Annotated in this window: 15 protein-coding genes and 1 other RNA gene; 11 read left to right on the top strand and 5 right to left on the bottom strand. The window is 33.7% G+C overall.

Features of this window, described 5'->3' with window-relative positions; translation table 11 throughout:
- Positions 1 to 106 precede the first annotated feature (106 nt).
- Complete coding sequence (gene hutI / locus J2Y38_RS00655; RefSeq protein WP_309838615.1) at positions 107 to 1,342, bottom strand: imidazolonepropionase; 1,236 nt, start codon at positions 1,340 to 1,342, stop codon at positions 107 to 109.
- Positions 1,343 to 1,450: 108 nt separating this feature from the next.
- Entirely contained in the window at positions 1,451 to 2,500 is a 1,050-nt protein-coding gene (locus tag J2Y38_RS00650) for a glutaminyl-peptide cyclotransferase (protein WP_309838613.1), read from the bottom strand.
- Positions 2,501 to 2,588: 88 nt separating this feature from the next.
- Between J2Y38_RS00650 and ffs the strand changes: the two genes are divergently transcribed.
- From ffs to J2Y38_RS00630, 4 genes are all read left to right on the top strand, one after another.
- An RNA gene (gene ffs, locus J2Y38_RS00645) (signal recognition particle sRNA small type) lies at positions 2,589 to 2,686 on the top strand.
- 151 nt (positions 2,687 to 2,837) lie between these two features.
- Positions 2,838 to 3,641 (top strand): SDR family oxidoreductase, encoded by an 804-nt coding sequence (locus J2Y38_RS00640; RefSeq protein WP_309838611.1) that lies wholly within the window; start codon positions 2,838 to 2,840, stop codon positions 3,639 to 3,641.
- A gap of 172 nt (positions 3,642 to 3,813) precedes the next feature.
- Positions 3,814 to 4,470 (top strand): fructose-6-phosphate aldolase, encoded by a 657-nt coding sequence (gene fsa / locus J2Y38_RS00635; RefSeq protein WP_053470166.1) that lies wholly within the window; start codon positions 3,814 to 3,816, stop codon positions 4,468 to 4,470.
- A gap of 90 nt (positions 4,471 to 4,560) precedes the next feature.
- Positions 4,561 to 5,055 carry a hypothetical protein gene (locus J2Y38_RS00630; protein WP_309838608.1) on the top strand — a complete coding sequence of 165 codons (495 nt, stop codon included), beginning with the start codon at positions 4,561 to 4,563 and terminating at the stop codon, positions 5,053 to 5,055.
- 120 nt (positions 5,056 to 5,175) lie between these two features.
- Here the strand turns inward: J2Y38_RS00630 and J2Y38_RS00625 are convergent, their stop codons facing one another.
- The 3 genes from J2Y38_RS00625 to J2Y38_RS00615 form a co-directional block, all read right to left on the bottom strand.
- Positions 5,176 to 6,612, bottom strand: a complete 1,437-nt coding sequence (locus J2Y38_RS00625) for an MFS transporter (protein ID WP_057121150.1) — start codon at positions 6,610 to 6,612, stop codon at positions 5,176 to 5,178.
- 169 nt (positions 6,613 to 6,781) lie between these two features.
- Positions 6,782 to 7,483, bottom strand: a complete 702-nt coding sequence (locus J2Y38_RS00620) for a LytTR family DNA-binding domain-containing protein (RefSeq protein ID WP_053470164.1) — start codon at positions 7,481 to 7,483, stop codon at positions 6,782 to 6,784.
- Positions 7,473 to 8,525: a sensor histidine kinase gene (locus tag J2Y38_RS00615; protein WP_053470163.1), complete on the bottom strand. Its 1,053-nt coding sequence runs from the start codon at positions 8,523 to 8,525 to the stop codon at positions 7,473 to 7,475. The genes J2Y38_RS00620 and J2Y38_RS00615 overlap by 11 nt, the downstream gene beginning before the upstream one ends.
- Before the next feature lie 270 nt (positions 8,526 to 8,795).
- Here J2Y38_RS00615 and J2Y38_RS00610 point away from each other — a divergent pair, with 270 nt between their 5' ends.
- The 7 genes from J2Y38_RS00610 to J2Y38_RS00580 all read left to right on the top strand — a co-directional run bounded on the left by J2Y38_RS00610 (position 8,796) and on the right by J2Y38_RS00580 (position 23,843).
- Positions 8,796 to 11,984: a SusC/RagA family TonB-linked outer membrane protein gene (locus J2Y38_RS00610; protein ID WP_309838601.1), complete on the top strand. Its 3,189-nt coding sequence runs from the start codon at positions 8,796 to 8,798 to the stop codon at positions 11,982 to 11,984.
- An 11-nt stretch (positions 11,985 to 11,995) separates the two neighbouring features.
- Positions 11,996 to 13,513 (top strand): SusD/RagB family nutrient-binding outer membrane lipoprotein, encoded by a 1,518-nt coding sequence (locus tag J2Y38_RS00605; protein WP_309838599.1) that lies wholly within the window; start codon positions 11,996 to 11,998, stop codon positions 13,511 to 13,513.
- A gap of 70 nt (positions 13,514 to 13,583) precedes the next feature.
- A complete protein-coding gene (locus J2Y38_RS00600; RefSeq protein WP_309838597.1) occupies positions 13,584 to 14,609 on the top strand; it encodes a glycosyl hydrolase family 18 protein in 1,026 nt (341 codons plus the stop codon).
- Positions 14,610 to 14,937: 328 nt separating this feature from the next.
- The gene (locus J2Y38_RS00595; RefSeq protein ID WP_309838595.1) at positions 14,938 to 17,979 is read left to right on the top strand and encodes a SusC/RagA family TonB-linked outer membrane protein; all 3,042 of its coding nucleotides are present in this window, start codon (positions 14,938 to 14,940) and stop codon (positions 17,977 to 17,979) included.
- A 10-nt stretch (positions 17,980 to 17,989) separates the two neighbouring features.
- Positions 17,990 to 19,567, top strand: coding sequence for a RagB/SusD family nutrient uptake outer membrane protein (locus tag J2Y38_RS00590; RefSeq protein WP_309838594.1), 1,578 nt, complete (start codon positions 17,990 to 17,992; stop codon positions 19,565 to 19,567).
- A gap of 110 nt (positions 19,568 to 19,677) precedes the next feature.
- The gene (gene nagB, locus J2Y38_RS00585; RefSeq protein ID WP_073485297.1) at positions 19,678 to 21,618 is read left to right on the top strand and encodes a glucosamine-6-phosphate deaminase; all 1,941 of its coding nucleotides are present in this window, start codon (positions 19,678 to 19,680) and stop codon (positions 21,616 to 21,618) included.
- 158 nt (positions 21,619 to 21,776) lie between these two features.
- Positions 21,777 to 23,843, top strand: a complete 2,067-nt coding sequence (locus J2Y38_RS00580; RefSeq protein ID WP_309838592.1) for a family 20 glycosylhydrolase — start codon at positions 21,777 to 21,779, stop codon at positions 23,841 to 23,843.
- The last annotated feature ends 123 nt before the right edge of the window (positions 23,844 to 23,966 follow it).

The raw sequence follows: 23,966 nt of genomic DNA, 5'->3' as shown, positions 1-23,966 counted from the left end.
CACAGACCTTTTTTTATGTCTTAAGTTTTCTTGTGTTTGGCTGAAAGCGTGTTTTGCGATACATTTCCCATGGTTGAAACCACGGGAAATGTTTGAAAATGTTATATTATATGATTTCTCCATCAATAATGACATCTTCAATCAAATTGCTTCCAAAAGCATAAGGAATTTGATAGTAAGATGAAATTGGTTTTGTTACAATTAAATTGGCTTTTTTGCCTTTTGTAATACTTCCGTGTGTATCAGAAAGCCCCATTGCGTAAGCGCCGTTTATTGTTGCGGCATTTATAGCTTCTTCCGGAGTCATTTTCATTTTAATACATGCCGTTGCCACAACAAAATTCATATTTCCGGATGGAGTAGAACCAGGGTTAAAATCTGTTGCTAATGCCAAAGGTAAACCTGCTTTTATCATTTCACGTGCTGGCGTATACGGAATACTTAAAAAATAAGAACAAGACGGTAAAGCAACCGGCATCGTTTCTGTGCCTTTTAAAGCTTCAATATCTTCTGGATTCATTATTTCCAGATGATCGACAGAAAGTGCGCTAAATTTAACGCCAGCCTGAATTCCGCCAATAGAATTAAACTGATTCACATGAATTTTTGGCTTTAAGCCGAATTCTATTCCGGCCTGCATAATTTTTTCTGTTTCTTCTACGGAGAAATAACCGCTTTCGCAGAAAACATCGACATAATCTGCTAATTTATTTTTAGCAATTTCTGGAAGCATTTTGGTTATAATTTCGTCAATATAACCAGCTTTGTTTTCTTTATAATGTGTTGGAAAAGCGTGTGCACCAAGAAAAGTTGCTTTTATAGAAATTGGATAATTTTCGGCCAGTTTTTTAATTACACGAAGCATTTTTAATTCGCCTTCAATAGTTAATCCATAACCGGATTTTATTTCTACGGCTCCGGTTCCTAAATGCATCACTTCTTCAAGACGAAGTTTTGACTGTTCATAAATTTCTTCTTCCGAAGTTTCGTTTAATTTTTTAGCCGAATTTAAAATACCGCCGCCGCGATTGGCGATTTCTTCATACGTAAATCCGTTAATGCGGTCTACAAATTCCTGCTCACGATTTCCTGCATATACAATATGCGTGTGGCTGTCGCACCAAGTAGGAAGAACAATGCGACCTTCAGCATTAATAACTTTATCAACTTTGATTTCGGGTAAATTTTCCATCGAACCAAAATCAGCAATTAGATTGTCTTTTATAATTAAGAAAGCATTTTTAATCGTAGGAAGTTCTGCCATCTCAGCTCCCGAAACTTTAGAAACAGAAGTTTCACGGACTTGAAGCAGTTCTTTTATGTTTTTAATTAAAGTAATCATTATATAGATTTAGTATTTTGAGAATGTTATAAAACACAAATTTCACAAATTATCACGAACTAATCCGTGAAATCTGTGAAATTCGTGTTTTTTATTTTTAATGTTTCTTTATTCTGAAACTGTGATTTCAAACATTTTTTCCCAGTATTTACCTGTTACAAAAATTGTTTTAGTTTGAGGATTATAAGCAATTCCGTTTAAAACTTCTGCTTTTGGAGCTTTAATAAATTTACGCAAATCAGAAAGGTTTAATATTCCTTCAACTGCACCAGATGTTGGATTTACAACCGCAATTGCATCTTTTTGCCAAACGTTTACATAGAATTTCCCATCGATTAATTCTAATTCGTTAATAGCTTTAATTTTTGAAGAACCAGAATACACATTGATGTAATCAATTAATTTTTGAGTATTTGGATCCATTTTCCAGATTTTCTCAGTACCATCAGAATGATAGATATATTTATCATCATGCGTCATTCCCCATCCTTCAATATCTTTATCGTATTTGAAAGTTTTCTCTAACTTGAAAGTTTTAGCATCATAAATGAAACCAGTTTTTTCCTGCCAGCTTAATTGAAATAATTTGCCATTGATAAAAGTAATTCCTTCTCCAAAATATTCTTTAGGAAGATCAACCTGCTTAATTACTTTTCCGGTTTTATAATCAACAGATCTAAAGTATGAATCTTCTTTTTGACCTGTACTTTCAAATAAAACACCATCATGAAATTCTAAACCTTCAGTAAAAGCTTCTGGATCGTGTGGAAAAGTATTTACTATTTTAAATTTTAATGCTTTTGGCTGAACATCAGAAACAACTTCAATTCTTTTTGTCGCATCAGATGAATCACTTCCGAAATAAGCAGTTGCTTTTAAGTATTGGTAACCTAATTTTTGATCTTTTAACTCAAATTTAAATTTTTCAGCACCTTTTGTAGTTCCTACTTTTTTGTCATTAACAAAGTAGACAATGCTGTCGATTTCTTTCGAATTTGGGTTTAAAATTCCAATTGAAACCGCTTCTTTTGGCAGAAAATGCGCTGGAAAAGCAGAATCATCGATAGTAAATAAAGAATTTTCACCTTTTTTTGTACCGTTACATCCAATTAATGTAATTCCTAATAAAATGACAGTTAGGAAGTTATATTTTTTCATAGTTTAAAATTTGAATAAGCCAATATACAACGATATTTTTATAGCAGCAAAGCTCTTGCAAAAATATAAAAAGATTGTATATTTGCACCGGCAAGTCCTACACGACCAGCTCCTGCAGACTCCCCCAGGATGGGAACATAGCAAGGGTACGTGGTTGAGCGGTGCGATGTAGGTCGCTTGCCACTTTTTATTTTTTAGAATTTGTATAAAAGTAGTCTTCCTTCGGGAGGATTTTTTTATTTTTGGACCTTTCGTAGTGTTAGAAGTTAAATGTTAGAAGTAAAAAGATTTCTCTGCATCAAACTCATAACTCATAATTTATAACTCAAAACTCAAAATGAATAAAGTCGTTTTAATTACAGGAGGATCATCGGGAATTGGAAAATCTATTGGAGAATTTTTGCATGCAAAAGGTTTCGTTGTTTACGGAACGAGCAGAAATCCTGAAAAAGTTTTAAATTCAGTTTTTCCATTAGTTGCTTTAGATGTTCGAAATGCTGATTCCATTAAAACAGCTGTTGCCAAAATTATTGAAACTTCTGGAAGATTAGATATTGTAATTAACAACGCCGGAGTTGGGATTACCGGACCTTTGGAAGAAATTCCTATGGAAGAAATCAAAAACAATTTTGAAACAAATTTCTTTGGCCCAATTGAAGTAATGAAAGCTGTTTTGCCACAAATGCGTGAGCAAAAATCTGGTTTGATTATTAATATTACTTCGATTGCCGCTTATATGGGACTGCCTTACCGAAGTGTTTATTCGGCTTCAAAAGGAGCTTTGGAATTAATTACTGAAGCTTTAAGGATGGAAGTAAAGCAATTTGGAGTTGAAATTACAAATGTTGCTCCGGGTGATTTTGCAACCAATATTGCATCTGGACGTTATCATGCGCCAGTTTTAAAAGGTTCTGCTTACGAAAAAGTATATGGAGATACGCTTGCCAGCATGAACGAACATGTTGATGCGGGAAGTAACCCAAATGAAATGGCAGAGGCTATTTTTAAAATCATACAAAAAGACAAACCAAAAATTCATTATAAAGTGGGTGTTTTCATGCAGAAATTTTCGATTGTTTTAAAACGTGCGCTTCCGGATAAAGTGTATGAAAAAATGTTAATGAATCATTATAAGCTCTAAAACACAAATATTTTTTTATTTATAACATATAATTTCAAATTGGTTTTGATTTTGAAATCGTTATTGATATTGATTTTGTAATTTTGCAGCTGCATTTGCTTAAGATTCTTAATTTAAAAATTTTAAGCAGACCACTTAAAACAAATCAACACAATTTAAACTTAAATAAATTATGAAATTTTTTATTGACACAGCTAACCTAGATCAAATTAAAGAAGCACAAGCTTTAGGTGTTTTGGATGGTGTAACGACAAATCCGTCATTAATGGCGAAAGAAGGAATTACAGGAAAAAATAACATTTTAAAGCATTATGTTGACATTTGCAACCTTGTAGAAGGTGATGTAAGTGCTGAAGTAAACGCTCTTGATTATGATGGAATGATCAAAGAAGGAGAAGAGTTAGCTGAACTACATGACCAAATCGTTGTAAAACTGCCTATGACTAAAGAAGGAGTTATGGCTGCAAAATATTTTTCTGATAAAGGAATTAAAACTAACGTAACTCTTGTTTTCTCTGTAGGACAAGCTCTTTTGGCTGCGAAAGCTGGAGCTACTTATGTTTCTCCGTTCGTAGGTCGTTTAGATGATGTCTCAACTGACGGATTAAACTTAGTTCAGGAAATTAGAGAAGTTTACGATAACTACGGTTACGAAACTCAAATCTTAGCTGCATCTGTACGTCACACAATGCACATTGTAAATTGTGCTAAAATTGGTGCTGATGTTATGACTGGACCTCTTTCTGCAATTTACGGATTGTTGAAACACCCGTTAACTGATATCGGTTTAGCTCAGTTTGTTGCTGACTTCGAAAAAGGAAACAAGTAATCCTTAGATACTTATAAAAATTAAATCGTCTTTTTTCTAACGAGAAAAGGCGATTTTTTTTACTTTTATATAAAACTTAAATTGTTGATTATGAAAGTGATATTGGTAATTTTGTCTTTTTTTGCTAGTATTTCAATAAATGCACAGATAGCTGAAATATTGAAAAGTGTAAATGATGCCGGCGATGTAGCGACATTTGAATTAGATTGTTCTCTGGCATTTCAGCCTTTAGCCAAAGGACTTAGGTATAATATTACAAGGCATGAATTTAAAGGCCCTGAAATAAAAAATTCATATCGACTGCTTCTTGTTATGGACGGATTTTATTCTAAAACCTTAAATAAAGAAATGACAATTTCGGCTGTTTTAAGTAACGGAACTACCATCGATGCAAGAAAAATTATCGAAGACGATGGTTTTTTTGACGGAGCCTGCACTTTAAAAATTAAAGACCCGCAAGCGCTTGCAGCAGAAAATATTGATAAAGTTGTTGTTCATGCAGATAAAGATGTTGTTTATCAAATATCAGAACAGAATAGAGAAATTTTTAAGAAGAACTTGAGTAATGTTATTAATGCTAAATAAAGTTGCTAGGTTCTGAGTTGCTGAGATACTGAGATATTGAGTTTTCTTTTGTAAATAAAAAATCCAAATTCCTATTGTAAAATTGGAATTTGGATTTTTTATATGGGTATTTCTGAAATTTTAGTGACCTCCAGATAATTTTTTGTCGAAATTGATTCCTTGTTTTCTAAGGATTCCGCTTACGCTCCAAGCATAGAATGCAAGGTAAGAGAAACATACGATACCAACAATGTAACTTGCCTGGATACCAATGAATTCAGATACAAAACCTTGTAACCAGCTGATAACTCCACCCCCCATAATCATCATGATTAAGAAGCTGCTTCCCTGGCTTGTGTTTTTTCCTAATCCGCTTACAGCAAGTGTAAAGATACATGGCCATAGTGTACTACAGAATAAACCAACACTTGTGAAAGCATAAACACTTACAATTCCACTTGTCGCCATTCCGATAGCGATCGCAACAATACCTAAAGAAGAGAAGATTAATAACATTCTTGCAGGGTTTCCTTTACTTGCAATATCAGCAGCAATTAATACTAAAATGATTAATCCGTAAATATAAAATGGAGTTAAGTCGTGCTTCGCAATTGCATTTACCGCTAAGAATACACCAAAAGCTAAATAAGGAGCTACGAAACGTAAAATTTGCTGTAAGCTTGCTTTATCTGTAAAAGCTTCAATTGCACCTGTCCAACGTCCGATCATTAAACTCGCCCAGTATAAAGATATATATGGAGCAACTTCCTGAGTTAAGAATCCTAATTTGCTTTCCATGTATGCTGGTAAATTACTAGCTGTAGAAACTTCTACACCAACATAAAGGAAGATCGCAATCATACCCATTATTAATTGAGGGTATTGTAAAGCTGATTTTTTTGCATTAGCACCATCAGCAGCAATTTCTTCTTCGATAAGAGCTGGTTTGTCTGGTAAAGATGAAAATTTAAGTAGTATAGCAACTAATAAGAAAGCAAGTCCTAAAATTAAATAAGGAATTTTTACACTTTCGATACTTAAAGTTGATGATCCTGTACTTGATCCGAAGATCGCAAAACTTACGATTAGTGGTCCAATTGTAGTTCCTAAGTTGTTGATTCCACCAGCTAATGTTAAACGCTGAGAACCTGTAGATATTGGTCCTAAAGCAATTGCTAACGGATTAGCAACAGTTTGCTGTAATGAAAATCCTAAAGCTACTATGAATAAACCTGAAAGCATTAAAGGAAATGAACCTGTATTTGCTGCAGGGTAAAATAATAATGTTCCGATTGCAGAAATAAGTAATCCTAATGATAGACCGTTTTTGTAGCCAATTTTGTTGACTAAATCTTCTTTGATTAATACTGAAATTCCCATGTATATTAAGGATCCTACTGTATAAGCAATATAGAATGCTAACGAAACTAACTGACTTTCTCCTTGAGATAAATTAAAAGCCGTTTTAAATACAGGAATTAAGATATCGTTACTGGCAGCAACAAAACCCCAAAAGAAGAACACGATAACTAGTGGGATAAATTGTCCCCATTTGGTTTGAACATTTTCTGAACTCATAATTGTAATAAGGTTAATTTTTTAATAAAATTGTTTTTTGAAGACCGTAAATATATTTGTTACATGAATCAAAAAAAAATTATTGATCGAAAATAATGTTAAATTTAAACGAACAACCTTATTTATTCAACAATGTGTTAATTTATATAGAGTTATAAATGTTAAAGTTTTATTCGAGAATTCTGTTTTTTACGTCTTTACTATAATTTCTTCCTATTGGAATGGTATAAGACTGAATTTGAATACGATTTCCTTCAATAGATTTGACTTTATTTAAGGCAATAACGTAGGATTTATGGATGCGTAAGAAGCGATCTGCGGGCAATTCTTCAGATAATGAAGTCAAAGATTTATGCGTAATATAGGTTTTATCAGGTGTTACAACCTTTATGTATTCTTTCATTCCTTCGATAAAAAGAATTTCTTCAATATTAATTTTCATCATCTTTTTATCAACTTTAATAAAAATATGTGAGTCGCCTTTGGCAACATCAATTTTAATATTGTTTTTTAAATTGAATTCGGTTGTAATTTTATTAATGCATTTGATAAATCTCGGAAGCGGAATAGGTTTTACTAAGTAATCTAAGACATCAAGATCGTAACTTTCTGCAGCAAATTCTCTAAAAGCGGTTGTGATGATAACTTTGGTTTTGTTTTCGATTAAGCTTATCAACTCAAAACCAGTCATCATGGGCATATTAATGTCTAAAAAAACGGCATCTACAGAAGTGCTGTTTATGAAATCCAGAGCTTCTAAAGAATTATTGAATGTGCCGATAACTTCAAAATCTGTAAAATTGTTAAAATAATTTTGCAGCACTTTGATTGCTAAGGGTTCATCATCAATCAGTACACATTTAATTTTCATTATGGATAGGTATTTGCAAACGAATTATATAGTAATTCAGTTTTATTTTGTCTTTTAAACTGAAATTATTCTTGTAAATTAATTTTAGTCTCTTCTTTGTGTTAACTAAACCAATGCCACCTTTTGACTTAACATTTTGTGAAATTACAAAATTATTTAAGATTTCAAAGTCTAACATTTTATTGTCAATAACTTTACAATTGATTTTAATTTTAAAGTTATTATTATTGACTCCGCCATGTTTGAAAGCATTTTCGACCAATGAAATAAATATTAAAGGCGGAACTACAATGTCTTCAATATTTGATTCTAAATTTACGGTAACTTCCACATTATCAAAGCGAAGCTTTTCAATTTCAATATAATTTTGAATATAATCGATCTCTTTTATCAGTGGTACAAACTTGGTTCCTTTTACATCATACAGCACATATTCCATCAAATTAGAAAGCTTAATAATTACATCCGGAACTTTATCTGAAGATTCTAAAGATAAGGCATAAAGATTATTTAATGTATTAAAAAAGAAATGCGGCTGAATTTGATTTTCAAGATATTTCAGTTTGATTTTAAACTGATTTTCTCTCAGCGATCTGTTTCTTTCTCTTTCCCTAAGCCAGGTTAAAGTAAGATATACTGATGATGCCATTGCCAAAACGTACAATTCGCCAATACAAACAGCTACAATATGGTTGATTTCGAAAGGATGATATTCTCTGTTGGCTTCCGGCCAGATATTTTCGGATATTATATAATAGGTAAGCGCAGTTTTTAATAAATAGATTCCAAAGAGGCTTAGAAGCAGTGCTAGTGTATAGGTTATATATTTTTGTTTAAGGACATATTTTGGTACTAAAACAAAAAGATTGAAATATACTAAGGGTATATGAAGTGAAAACTCAATTAAGTTCGATTTAAATGAATACGGATAGTCGTTAAAGTAAGCGCCCCATCGTAAAAAGTTGAGAGTGAAATAAGAACCCCAAAACCAAATATGATTTTGAAGTTTTATGTCAAATTTTAGTTTTCGAATTTCGTTCAACTTTTTTTAACGTTTTGTTATTATTTGTAAAGCTTTGTAATTACTGTGCAACTTTACACAATTACTGGCTAAATCGCAATTCTTTTGAATAAAATTTTGTAAAAAAAGCTAATTAATATTTTATTTAAATAGGATAACGTTTTCGTAAAACATAATGTTGAATGTTTTATGTCGTTTGTTTAAAAAATGCAGCTGTTTGTATAAATTATTTTTTTTAACAGTCCCTTAACAATAAATTTATCGCTTAACTAATCAAAAACCATGATAAAAATGAAACAAATTATGTTAATCCTTATGGTTGTCTTTACGGCGCAATTGTCTGTTGCGCAGGTAAAAACAGTCAAAGGTTTGGTAAGCGATCAAAACGGGTTGCCGCTGCCGGGGGTGAGTATTCTTATTCAAGGTACAAAAACGGCAAGTCAAACTGATTATGACGGTGTATATACGATTCAGGCATCTACAGGAGATGTTCTTGTATTTTCGTATATCGGTATTAAAACTAAAACTGTAACAGTTGGATCTTCTGCAACTGTAGATGTTGTGCTAACTCAAGATGCACAAAATTTAAATGAAGTTGTTGTTACAGCGTTAGGGATTAAGAGACAGAAAAAAGAATTGGGTTATGCTGTTCAGGATATCAAAGGCGACCAATTAAACAAAGTGATTACCACCAATGTTGCAACAGCACTTTCTGGTAAAATTGCCGGTGTTGATGTATCTATCCCTGCGACAGGTGCAGGAGGAAGTACAAGGGTTATTATTAGAGGTATTTCGAGTATTGGCGAAAATAATCAGCCGCTTTATATTATAGATGGTGTTCCCATAGATAATACAGGTTTATCTAATGATAGTGCAGCATCCAGTAAATGGTTTGATGGTAGAGATAATGGGGACGGAATTTCTAGTATCAACCCAAACAATATTGAGAGTTTGACGGTATTAAAAGGAGCTGCCGCATCTGCTTTATATGGTTCAAGAGCTTTAAATGGTGTAATTTTGATTACAACCAAAAAAGGAAGCAAAGGCAAGTTGCAGGTAGAACTTACAAGTGGTGTTAGTTTTGACAGGGTAAATGCCAAATATGATGATTTTCAAACTGAATATGGTTCAGGAACTCATGGACTTTTGCCAGATCCTACGAAAGCACCTAGTGAAATTTATGGCTATACAACAATGGCATGGGGACCAAAATTTTCAGAATCAGTAGGACAACAAATAAAAATATTTGATGGGTCCATGAAACCTTATGCTAAAGTAGATAATAATATTCAGGATTTTTTTAAGACAGGAGTTACAACAACTAACGGAATTGCATTGTCTGGCGGAAGCGAGAATGCTTATGTTCGTTTTGGGTATAATAACCTAAAAAATGAAGATGTTGTTCCTGGTTCTGGTCTGGAAAGAAATGATGCAAGTTTGAATGCGACTTTAAAATCAGATAAATTTACCTTAAATGCTAATGTGAATTATATGGTAGAAACTACAGAAAACAGACCTGGTTTGGGAGATTCACCAAACAATGTTGGTTATTCATTAACTGGTCTGGCACCAAATTTTGATCAGGCATGGTTGAAAAATTATGGAAATCCGGAGACTGGTGAAGTTTATAAGTGGAATAATAATATTTATCAATTAAACCCTTATTTTACTGTAGATGCAAACCATAACTCATCTAAGAAAAACCGTTTTATGGGGAACGTTGCGGGAACATATCAGCTTAAAAAATGGGTTGGTTTAACTTTTAGAACTGGTTTAGATACTTATGTTTTTAGTGCTAAAGATTTTATGGCACCTGGAAGTACGTGGCCGGCAAGAGAAACTGGATATCTTGGATTAAACGATATTACAGTTTCTGAAATGAATACAGATATAATTGCCACTTTTAGTGAAATTAAACTAGCTCAAGACTTTAATTTCTCAGCAATTTTAGGAACAAGCAGAAGAGATTTTAGAAGGTCAGAAAATTCTAGTTTTGGAACAGGTATCATTGAACCAGGAACAGAATATATCAGTAATTTTTCTAATCAGACTATAAATGCACCATCAGAAACCAGAACAAGAACAAATTCAGTTTATGGTTCTGCGAAGTTCGATTACAAAGGATATTTATATGCTGAACTTACAGGAAGAAATGACTGGTTCAGTGTTATCGAGAAAGATGCTTTTTATCCGGGAGCTTCATTAGGTTTCGTGTTTTCTGATGCATTAGGTATTCAGAGCGACAGTTTTTCTTATGGAAAATTAAGAGCTTCGTGGGCACAGGTTTCTAATGCACCTGGGGCTTATAAAAACGCATTAAATTATACAACTTATTCTGCTTACGATGGACAAAGTGTTGTAAATATTAAGAATACATCGGCACCAAATGCTAATTTAACTTATCAGTCGAAAACAGGAATTGAGTTTGGAGTTGAAACGGCTTTCTTCAAAAACAGATTAAAAGCTGACATTACAGTTTATCGTGAAGATACTTCAGACCAAACACTTGATTTAGCTTCTTCTGCAACATCAGGATATGAATTCCTTTCGGTAAACGCAGGGGAATTACGTAACGAAGGTATTGAGATATTCTTATCTGGTACTCCAATAAAAACAAACAGTTTTGAATGGGGAATCGACTTAAACTTTTCTAAAAATAAAAACTCGATTCTTTCATTGCATCCAGATATTAATACTTATACTATTTCTGAAGCTCGCTGGGCCGGAGCTGCAATTGTAGCACAAGTTGGCGGACAATACGGAACTATTATTGGAAAAGATTTTCAAAGAACAGAATCAGGTGAAATGATTGTAGGTGCAAATGGTCTTCCGTTATACACAGAGAATAAAGTTGCTTTAGGAAAAGGTCTTCCGGATTGGGCGGCAGGTTTAACGAATAGATTTTCTTATAAAGGGATCACGCTTCAATTTTTACTGGATATGAAATTTGGTATGGATGTATATTCTATGACAAACTCTGTTGCGGCAGGAAAAGGACTCCTTGATGTTACTACAGAAGGAAGAGATGCTTATAATGCTGCAAGAGCAATAGCAGTTGCAAACGATCCGAATTTGAATGTTGCAAACTGGACTCCTACAGATGGTTATATAGCAAATGGAGTTGTAAACACAGGAACAGCCCAGAATCCGAACTATGTTAAAAACACAACTCCTGTAGATCCTCAGGCATATTGGAGCAGTGTTAGTGAAAACACACCGGCACCATTTATTTATGATGCATCTTATGTTAAATTAAGAGAGGTAAGTTTAGGATATACTATTCCTAATAGTGTTTTTGGCGGAGCAAAAATAAATTCAATTTACATTTCTGCATTTGCAAGAAATCTATTAACATTCAATAAAGATTTGCCAAACATTGATCCAGAGTCGATGTATACTTCAGGAAACGGACAAGGTTTTGAGTATGGCTCACTTCCATCAAGAAGATCATACGGTTTTAATATTAAAGTTACATTCTAAAAAAGTAAAAGATGAAAATTAAACATATAATTATAGTCCTGCTTTCAGTATTTACGGCAGTAGGCTGTACAGAAAACTTTGACGACCTGGTAAAAGATCCAGTGGCGTTATCGCCAAATCCTGCAGGTCAGCTTACATTTACTCAGTTATGTATGTCTGGAAATGGATTTTATCAACATAGAACCAATTTAATATATTCCGGAGGTTTTGTGCAGCATTATTCGGGTTCATGGGCTGTAACAGAATATGGCAGCAAGTATAAGAAAAACGATGAGTATGCTACAGCGTTATGGCGAAGCGTATATTCTAACGAAATAAAAAGTGTTGTCGATATTATTGAAAAAACAAGTAATGACCCTGCCGCTGTAAATATGAATGCTGTAGGTAAGATTATGAAAGTAATGATTGCACAGCGTTTAACAGATATTTATGGTGATGTACCTTATTCAGAAGCTGGTTTGGGCTTCTCTAAAGGAATTGTAACTCCTAAATATGATAAGCAGCAAGATATCTACAATTCCTTTTTTAGTGAATTGAATGAAGCCTTTGTCCAGTTGAATGCAAATGGAGGTTTGGTAAAAGGAGATTTGTTTTATAATGGAGACATTTCAAAGTGGAAAAAACTGGCCAATACTATGCGTTTACGTCTGGCAATGAGAATCTCTGAAGTAAGCCCTGCAGAAGCTGAAAAACAAGCAAAGATCGCTTTTCAAAACGGAGTTTTTGCGAGTAATGAAGACAATTGTATTATGCATCATTTGAATTTCCCTTTTAATGATGATCCTTCTAAACTTGATTTTAGAGGAAATGGATTGTCTTACGGTTTTATAGGAGATGAGCATGGAGATCACTTTAGCTCTTTATTAATTGATTATTTAAGAAATAATGGAGACCCTCGATTAACGATGATTGCAACTCCAAAAACGGCAACTCCAGCTGGTGGACCCCTTGCTCCGGGAGAAAATTTATATGTAGGAGTTCCTCCGGGAACTTTTAGATGGGATCTTACGGGCGGTTCTAATACAGCTTCCGGAATTCAACCTTACCTAAAGGTGATTACAGCTCCTTTTTTACATGTAAGTTATTCAGAGTCACAATTGTTATTAGCTGAAGCTGCTTTTAGAGGCTGGGTTTCAGGTTCTGCGGCAGATTATTATAAAAAAGGAGTTGAAGCAGGTATAAAACAGTTAGAAATTTATGGTGCCCCTGCAGCAAGTCAGGCTGATATAAATACTTACCTGAGTGCTAAACCTTTGATGGCAGGAACAGAAAAAGAACAAATTGGGACACAGCTTTGGGTTACGTATTTATTCAATAGTATAGAAGCATATTCTAATTGGAGAAGAACAGGATATCCTCATTTACTTCCAATAACAGCTTCAGATTCTCAAACAGGCGGTGTTACACCTACGCGTTTGTATTATCCTAATGATGAAATGCAGAAAAATGAGAAAAATTATTTAGAAGCTGTATCAAGACTAGGAGGTCAGAATGATTGGACTGGTAAAGTTTGGTGGGATGTAAACTAAATAGAATCCTAAAAATATAAAGTTATGCCTAATGAGGTCATATTTTCATTCTAATTAAATTTAAAAAATTATGATAAAAAATAAAGCCTTATTAGGCATCCTTTTTTATATAAGTTCACTTTTTTCAATGTACAGCTGTACAAACGAAAAAGAGCATAATACGGAAGATTCAAAAATGAAAACAGCAAGAGTTGTAGGGTATTTATCTACAGATAGTTTTAGTAAAATTTCTTCCATTCAGTTTTGTAAACTAACGCATTTAAATATTGCATTTGCAAATCCTGATAAAGATGGAAACATAGTATTTACAGGAGATATAGACGCTGTAGTTAAATACGCAAAATCAGTTAATCCGAATATTATTGTAAGTATTTCACTGGCAGGTGGTGTCATTTCAGAAGAGCAGGCAAAAAACTGGTCGACATTAATTGATAAATCTGAAAACCGTCCGGCATTCATACAAAATATTCTAAAATTTGTAAAAGACCATAATTTAGACGGTGTAGATGTTGATCTCGAATGGGATGCAGTGACATCTGGTTACAGCGGTTTTGTGGTTGAATTAAAAAAGAGTCTGACGGATGAAAAAAAACTTTTAACGGCAGCTTTACCTAATAGTGTACGATTTGTGAATATAAATTCTGCAGCTTTAAACGCTTTTGATTTTATAAATATAATGGCGTACGATAGTACAGGACCGTGGAGTCCGACTAAAGTTGAACAACACAGTTCTTATGAATTCGCAAGAAGCGGAATTGAGTTTTGGCATAAACAGCAAAATGTTCCAAGTGAAAAACTTACGCTTGGAGTTCCTTTTTACGGATATAACTTCACTTTCACGGAAGTAACCAGTTCAACATTTGGGCAAATGGTCGAAGCAGGAACTCAGTTTGCAGATCAGGATGAAATTGGAAAAATATATTACAACGGCAGACCTACAATTTCCAGAAAAGTAGAATATGCTGCAGAATATACAGGAGGAATTATGATTTGGGAATTGGCACAGGATTCATTTACTGAATATTCTTTGTTAGATGTTATTCATAGAAAATATTCTTCTTTAAAATTTAAAACTTCGAGTATGTGTGGTAATTAAAACTCTCTCTTATAGAATTTTAAATTAATAAGTTTTTCGCTTCTTTTTAATTGAATAAATTAGAAAGAAGCGAACTTTTTTATATAAATACCAGATTTCTAAATATTTGCTTATTTTAAATATTTTTTAATGAATTGTAAATTTTTTAAATAAAAATGGTCGTAAATAGGATAAAATATGCTTTTAATAGAAACGAATACGTTTTCGGGTAACAGATTATTGAATGTTTTATGTCGTTCGTTTAAAAATTGAAGCTGTTTGTATAATATATTTTTTTTAACAATCCCTTAAGAATAATTTTACGTCATAACTAACAAAATAAATAAACATGAAAAAAATTTTCTTAATCTTTATGATTGTTTTTACGGCGCAGGTTTCGCTTGCACAAGTAAAAAATGTTAAAGGTGTGATTACAGATTCTGATGGGATGCCGTTACCAGGTGCATCTGTTGCTGTACAAGGAGGTCAAAAAGGTGCTACTACCGATTTTGACGGATTGTACTCAATTGAGGTTCAAAAAGGACAAACATTAGTTTTTAGCTATGTTGGCCTAGAGACACAAAATATAGTTGTAGGCGATGCTGCTACAATTAATGTAAAAATGCAAGTTGCGGCATCAAATGCACTTAACGAAGTTGTAGTAACATCATTAGGTCTTAAGAAAACTAGAAAATCGTTAACGTACGCTGCTCAGGAACTTAAAGGCGAAGAGTTGACACGTGTAAAAGATGCTAACGTTATTAATACTATTGCCGGTAAAGTTGCCGGTGTTGCTGTAACAAAAAGTTCTGGGGGTACTGGAGGATCTACTAAAGTAGTTATTCGTGGTAACTCTTCTATTATGAACAGCCAGCCGCTTTATGTTATTGATGGTATTCCTTTGTACAATGGAAGTTCAAATCAACCGAACGATTCTTTTGGTAGTACTGCAGGAGGTAACCGTGATGGTGGAGATACAGTTTCTTTAATTAATCCTGATGATTATGAAGGAATGACAGTACTTAAAGGTGCAGCAGCTTCTGTATTATACGGATCACAAGGAGCAAATGGTGTTATTTTACTTTCGTCTAAAAAGAGTAAAGAAAACACATCAAACTTAGCAGTTTCTTCTGTTACTACTTTTGAATCTGTACATTCTTTACCAAAATTCCAGAATGAATATGGAACTTTAAATGCACAGAAATCTTGGGGAGGAAAAGTAGCTTCAAATGATTTTGTAGATGACTTTTTTAATACAGGGGTTACGCAAATTACTTCTGCTGCGTTCACAACAGGAACAGATGTTTCTACTACAAGCTTATCTTATGCTAATACTTCTGCTTCAGGTGTTATACAAGGTAATGGATTAAAGAAAAATAATTTTGGAATTCGTCAAACTGGGAAATTTTTTGATAATAAATTAATTGTTTCGGCTGATGCAAAATATACAAGCCAAACTATTGATAACAGACCTGTAAACGGACTTTATTCAAATCCTCTAACAGGAGTGTATTTGTTCCAGAGAGCAAATGATTTTAACAATTATAAAGACAATTTCGAAACATTTATTCCTTCTAGAAATCTTTATGGTCAAAACTTTTATTCTTTAGAAGATATTTATGTTCAAAATCCTTATTGGTTAATCAATAGAAACAAATCTGTTGATAAAGACAATTTCTTTAACGGAAATATTGCTGTTGACTACAAAGCAAACAATTGGTTGAGTATTGGAGCAAGATATAGCTATAACAGAATTGAAAACGATTTTGACAAAAGGATATACGCTACTACAAATACTTCGTTATCTCACATAAATGGTAGATACATTAACGTTGCTACATTAAGCACACAACGTTACGGAGATTTAATTGCTAAAATTAATACTAGTTTCAATGAAAACTTTAGTTTTAATGCGATAGTAGGAGCAAGTATCAATAATACATTAGCAAACCATGCTACTACTTTAGATTCTGGTATTGTTGGAGGACTTGTTAATGCTAACTTGTTTACTTTAGGAAATTTTGCAGGTGCGAGTGGTATCGATAACTTAACTCTTCAGGCTACAGGTTCTTCAAGAGAAGTTCAGTCAGTATTTGGATCTGCAACTTTTGGTTACAAAAATATGTTGTATTTAGATGTTACTGGACGTAATGACTGGTCTTCTACATTAGTAAATACAGATACTGGATCATATTTTTACCCATCTGTAGGGGTTACTGCCCTTATTAGTGAAATGACAACTTTACCAGAGTGGATTAACTTTGGAAAAGTAAGAGGAACTTATGCAGAAGTTGGTAATGACGTTTCAGCTTTTGTAACATCTCCAAAATCAACAGTTCAAGGAGGTTTAATTATTCCTCCAACAGTAGGACCAAGACCAGGTGAATCATTGAAACCAGAATTAAAATCAGAATTTGAATTTGGTACTGAATGGAGAATGTTCAATAACAGATTAGGTTTTGAAGTTTCTTACTACAATTCAGAAACTAAAAACCAATATATTCAAGTTCCTGCGCCAGCAACAAACCCTTATGGTTATACTTTCTACGGAATTAACGCTGGTAGTATAGAAAATAAAGGTTTTGAGGTTGTTGTTTCTGGAAAAGTTATTAATGGAGATAAATTTTCATGGGATACTATGTTAAACTATTCTCAGAACAAAAATAAAGTTAAAGAAATTCCAGAAGAATTAGGAGGTTCAATTCCGTTGACTCCTGTAAACAATATTAACTACAGATATTCTTTAACTGAAGGAAGACCATTTGGGGTTATTGAAGGAAAAGGTATTGTTAAAAATGCTAATGGAGAAATTGTTTTAGATGGTGCAGGAAATTTAGCTGTAGAGGCTGATTTTCATGAAGTTGGTAATTCAAACCCAGATTTTATGTTAGGCTGGTCAAATACATTCAAATTTGGTGCATTTACAGCTAACTTCTTAATCGATGGACGTTTTGGAGGTGATGTAATGAGTATCACAGAATCTATGAATGATTGGTATGGAGTATCAAAAAGAAGTGGAGATGCTAGAAATGCAGGTGGTGTTGCAGTAAATGCAGTTATGCCTAATGGTACAAAAGTAACTTCAATGGATGCTCAAAAATATTACGAAACAGTGGGAGGACTTAATGGAGCTACTGCTGAATATGTATACGATGCTACAAACGTAAGTTTAAGAGAGGTTTCACTTGGTTATACTTTCAATAAAAAAACATTACCATTTGTTAATTCAGCAACTTTATCATTAATAGCAAGAAATTTATTCTTTATTTATAAAGATGCACCTTTTGATCCAAACATTGCTTTAAGTACAGGTCAAGGCTTACAAGGAGTTGATATTTATGGTTTACCATCAACAAGAAGTATTGGTCTTAATTTAAATGTAACTTTCTAATTAAAATATCATGAAAACAAATAATATAAAAAAATCATTAATCTGTTTTGGTCTTCTAGCATTAGTGGGTTGTACAGATAATTTTGATGAGGTTAATAGTAATCCTGATGGTTTTACTTATGAAGAAACAACACAGGATTTTAATCATATAAAAGGACCTTTCAAAAACATGTTTGAGAATGTAATGGTGAATACTCCGGGTTGGAAGTATCAAGTAGCCATTGATTTATCTGGAAATACATGGGGAGGTTATACTACAGCGCCAGGTTTTGACGGCTCTAATAACCTTTCATACGCACTTTCTGATAACTGGAACCTTTGGGGATGGGAAGCCATTTATGCACAGGTTATGTCAAACTTCTTAAAAGTTGAAAGAGAATCTAAAGGTAAATATGACGAGTTTTATGCTCTTGCTACAATTATTAAAGTACAAACTTTACATAAAGCTGCAGATTCTTGGGGACCAATCGTTTACTCAAAATTAGGTACTACCGATGCTGCAATTGGCTATGATTCTCAGGAAGAGGCTTATGGACTAATGTTCAAAGATTTAGATTTTGCTGTTACAGAATTAACAAAAAGGATTGATGCTGGAGAGAAAAGTTCTTTTACAAATACTGACCGTTCAACATATAAAGGAGATTATACAAAATGGGTTAGATATGCAAACTCTTTACGCTTAAGACTTGCAATGCGTATTGTAAAAGCAAATCCTGTTTTAGCTAAAGCGGAAGCTGAAAAAGCTATTAGTCAAAAATTTGGAGTTATGACAGTTGCTGCTGATAGTTTTATAGTAACTAAAGATGTGGCACAGCATCCACTTAGAGTACCTGCTTACGACTATAACGATAGCCGTATGTCTGCAGATATGGAATCTATTATGGGTGGATACAATGATCCTCGAATGAATGTTTACTTTAAAACATCTGAACAATTTCCAGGTGAATACAAAGGAATTCGTACAGGTGGAATTCTTGGAGATAAATCAGTGCACTTAAAGTTTTCAAATTTTGGTAAGATAATAGATGAAGACAAACAAGTAGTTTGGTTGAATACTGCCGAAGTTTACTTTTTAAGAGCAGAAGGAGCTTTAAGAGGATGGAATATGGGGGGTGATGCCGAAACTTTTTATAAAGCTGGTATTACTGCATCTTTTACACAGCTTTCTACAGGTGGAGTTGCTGACTATATTGCAGATAATGTAAAAATGGCTAAAGATTATGTAGACCCGGTTGCTCCATTCAATAGTGGTTTAGCTGTAAATAAAGTAACTGTTGCTTGGGATAATGCAGCAAGCAACGAAGTAAAATTGCAAAAAATCATTACCCAAAAATGGATTGCTAATTTCCCTGACGGTATGGAAGCTTGGGCTGAGCACCGTAGAACAGGTTATCCTAAATTGTTGCCAATTCTTAACAATCAAAGTGCCGGTGCAATTACTACTGAATTTGGCGTAAGAAGAATAAACTTTGTTTCGACTGAAAAAGATGGAAACCCAGAAGGTCTTAAAACAGGTATTGCAAAACTTGGAGGTCCTGATAATGGCGGAACCAGAACTTGGTGGGATAAAAATGCTCCTAACTTCTAACAAAAATAAAGATTTAAGATTTTAAGTTTGGTTAGTAAACGGTATAAGAAATGCAAATTGCTTATACCGTTTCAAAAACCAAAATTGTACATACCAAAAAAAGAAAAAAAATGAAAAGTGCTTTAGAAACAAAACCTGATATCAGCTATAAAAGCGCCGGAAAATTTGAAGAAACACGATTTGAAAAAATTCACAACGAAATCTTCAAAAGTTCTGCTGAAGCATCGGTAATTGTAGCGCAGGAAATCGCTCAGTTAATCAGATCTAAGCAGGAAAAAAATAAATCTTGCGTGCTTGGTTTGGCAACAGGATCTTCTCCTATAAAAGTATATGAGGAATTAGTTAGAATGCACAGAGAAGAAGGACTAAGCTTTAGCAATGTAATCACTTTTAACTTGGATGAATATTATCCAATGAACAGAGAAAACAATCAGAGCTACCATTATTTCATGCACCAGCATCTTTTTAATCATATTGATATTAAACCTGAAAATGTTAATATTCCTGATGGTACAGTTTCTATTGATGAATTAAATCAATACTGTATCGACTATGAAATGAATATTAAACAAGCTGGAGGATTAGACTTTCAGTTATTAGGAATTGGACGTACAGGTCACGTTGGTTTCAACGAGCCGGGTTCACACATCAATTCTGGAACAAGAATTATTACACTGGATCACATTACAAGAGTAGATGCTTCATCTGACTTTAATGGAATTGACAACGTTCCGAAAAGAGCTATCACAATGGGAGTTTCTACCATTATGAGATCTAAAAGAATTGTATTAATGGCTTGGGGACAAAACAAAGCCGATATCATCAAAAGAACAATTCAAGGTGATATTAGTTCAGAAGTTCCTGCGACATTTTTACAAAATCATTCAAATGCAACTTTCGTATTAGATCAGTCTGCAGCATCAGAGTTAACGCGTTTCAAGACGCCTTGGCTTGTTGGAGAATGTATTTGGACACAAGAATTAAAAAGTAAAGCGATTGTTTGGCTTTGCCAAAAAACAAACCAGTCTATTTTAAAATTAACAGACCGTGATTATAACAACAACGGAATGTCTGATTTATTAGCACAAGAAGGTTCTGCTTACGATTTGAACATCAATATGTTTAACGTATTACAGCATACCATTACTGGATGGCCGGGTGGAAAACCAAATACAGATGATTCACATCGTCCGGAAAGAGCCAATCCAGCTAAAAAAAGAGTTATCCTTTTCAGTCCGCATCCAGATGATGACGTGATTTCGATGGGAGGAACATTTTCAAAATTGATTAAACAAGGTCACGATGTACACGTAGTATATCAAACCTCTGGAAATATTGCAGTTACAGATGACGAAGCATTAAAATTTGCTGAGGTTTGTAATGATTTCACTGGTGGAAATCTTCCAAAAGACATCAACTTCAAATCTGTAATTGAATTTTTAAATAACAAATCAGAAAATCAAATCGATTCTCTGGAAGTTAGAAAATTAAAAGGGTTAATTAGAAGAAGAGAATCTTACGCAGCAACAAGATACATTGGCTTAAAAGATGAAAACACACACTTTTTAGACCTTCCTTTTTATGAAACAGGACAAGTTAAAAAGAATCCGTTAGGACCAGAAGACATTGCTATTGTAAAAGATATTATTGCTAAAATAAAACCACATCAGGTATTTGCCGCAGGAGATTTGGCAGATCCGCACGGAACACACGAAGTTTGTCTGAATGCGATTTTTGCAGCAATGAAACAATTAAAACCAGAAAAATACATGGACGACTGCTGGCTATGGCTTTACAGAGGAGCTTGGCACGAGTGGGATATTCATGAAATAGATATGGCGGTACCGCTTTCTCCGTCAGAAGTTTTATTAAAACGTCATGCCATTTTATACCATCAGTCTCAAAAAGACAGGGTAATGTTTCAAGGAAACGATTCTCGAGAATTCTGGGTAAGAGCGGAAGATCGAAATAAAAATACAGCTGTACTGTATGATGAATTGGGACTGGCAGAATACGAAGCTATTGAAGCTTTTAAACGTTTTGATTATTAAAGTTGTTTTTTTTAGATTCGGGTGAGAGCGAATCAAAATTTCAAAATTCAGATGGACCTCAAAGCGATAAGTGAGGTAAGCAGAAGTCTTTCTGAGTTTTGTTTTTTTTCTAATTTAAATGGATGTTTCAGAAAAGCATCTGACCAAAAAAATTAAAAATGAAATATTTATTTGTATTACTATTAGCGGGTGTAACAGCTGGTGCTCAAGTTAAAAAGGAGCAGTTGAACCTTATGCCCTGGCCTCAGAATGTTGTTGTAAACGATAGAAATTTTACTTTAAGCAAAAACTTTAAAGTTAATATTTCCGGAAATCCAAATCCAAGAATTTTTGGAGGAGTAACTCGTTTTTTGCGCCGATTAGATGGTAGAACAGGTATATTTTTCGAGCAGGGTTTTATTTCTAAACTAAACGAATTTCCAAACGCTGAATTACAGATTAACTGTGATAAAAACGGAAAAATTGGCCTTTACGAAGATGAAAGTTACAGCTTAGATATAAAATCAAACAAAATAACAATCAATGCAACAAGCGATTTAGGTGCTTTACATGGATTAGAAACGTTATTACAATTGTTGCAAAATGATAGTAAATCATTTTATTTTCCAGTATCTCAAATCTCAGATTTTCCAAGATTTACCTGGAGAGGTTTAATGATCGATGCAGCAAGACATTTTCAGCCTGTAGATGTAATCAAAAGAAATATTGATGCATTGGCAGCAATGAAAATGAATGTTTTTCACTGGCATTTGGTTGATGATCAAGGCTGGAGAATTGAAACTAAAAAACATCCAAAACTAATCGAATTAGCTTCGGATGGATTGTATTACACACAAGAGGAAATTAGAAATATCGTAAAATATGCCGATGAGCGCGGTATTTTAATAGTTCCTGAAATAGATGTTCCGGGTCACGGATCTGCAATACTTACGGCTTACCCAGAAATAGGAAGCAAAGTGATTACGCTGACAGGAGGAACTTCTGAAAAAAATATTCAAGGTACAGCAATTAGTACCTATGGAATTGAAAGAAATGCGGGAATTTTTACTCCAACATTAGATCCTTCAAATCCTAAAACGTATAAAATCTTAAGTGAACTTTTTGATGAGGTATGCCCATTATTTCCCGGAGCTTATTTTCATATTGGGGGAGATGAGAACGAAGGGAAAGATTGGGATGCCAATCCAAAAATTCAGGAATTTAAAAAGAAACATAATTTAAAAACAAATCACGAATTACAAACGTATTTCACGATGCAGTTGGCTCCGATGCTTAAAAAACACGGAAAGCAATTAATGGGCTGGGAAGAAATTTTGACCAAAGATCTTTCAAAAGAGGCAATTGTACATTCATGGAGAGGTCCAAATGAAGGAGTTGCACCAGGGCAGTCATTAGTTGACGCAGTGAAAAAAGGCTATAAAACAGTTTTATCAAATGGATATTATATAGACTTAATGTATCCGGTTGCAAGTCATTATTTAAATGACCCAATGCCAAAAGGAGCTGATTTATCTGCAGAAGAAAAAGCAAGAATTTTAGGTGGTGAAGCTACAATGTGGACAGAACTTACAACACCAGAAACGATAGATTCAAGAGTTTGGCCAAGAACAGCTGCAATTGCAGAAAGACTTTGGTCTGCTGAAACAGTTACAGATCTTGCCAGTATGCGTAAACGTCTTGAAAATGTTTCTTTTAGATTAGAAGAATTAGGATTAACACATATTAAAAACAAAGATGTTATTCTAAGAAATATCACAAATAACCAAAATCTGGAATCGATTAATGAGTTTTCTAATGTTTGCGAACCATTAAAAGGATATACAAGAAACAAAGGCGGAACAGAATATCAAATGTATTCTCCACTTACACTTTTTGCTGATGCGTGTACACCGGATGCTAAAGAATCTTTAGCTTTTAATGATGCAGTAACACAATATTTGGCAAATAAAACAGAACAGAATAAAGCAAAAGTTGCATCATTTTTCAACAAATGGATTACCGTAAATAAAGGACTAATTGAGTTGAGTGCCAATGCGCCTTTAGTACAGCCAATACTTCCTTTGTCAAAAAAATTGAGTGATGCATCGCAGGAATTACTACTTGTTTTAGATAATAAATCGACTCTAAAAGCTGCAGATTTAAAAAGCTTAATAGAGCAATGCAATACAAAAGATCATGCTGACGTCGAGCTGTCAGTTTATGAGAGTTTAAAGAAATTAATTTAAGGTTTGGTTTGAATTAGTATTTAGTAAGTTTAAGTTACCACTAATGTTTTGAGTGTTAGTTATCTCTGCCAGAAGTAACCTCTGGTAGAGGTAATTATTTTAAACTTCGCAAATCTCTTTCTC

Source organism: Flavobacterium sp. 2755, from assembly GCF_031455715.1.
Lineage (GTDB): Bacteria > Bacteroidota > Bacteroidia > Flavobacteriales > Flavobacteriaceae > Flavobacterium.
The sequence above is the reverse complement of the archived record's forward strand: the minus strand, read 5'-3'. Positions and strand labels throughout refer to the sequence as shown.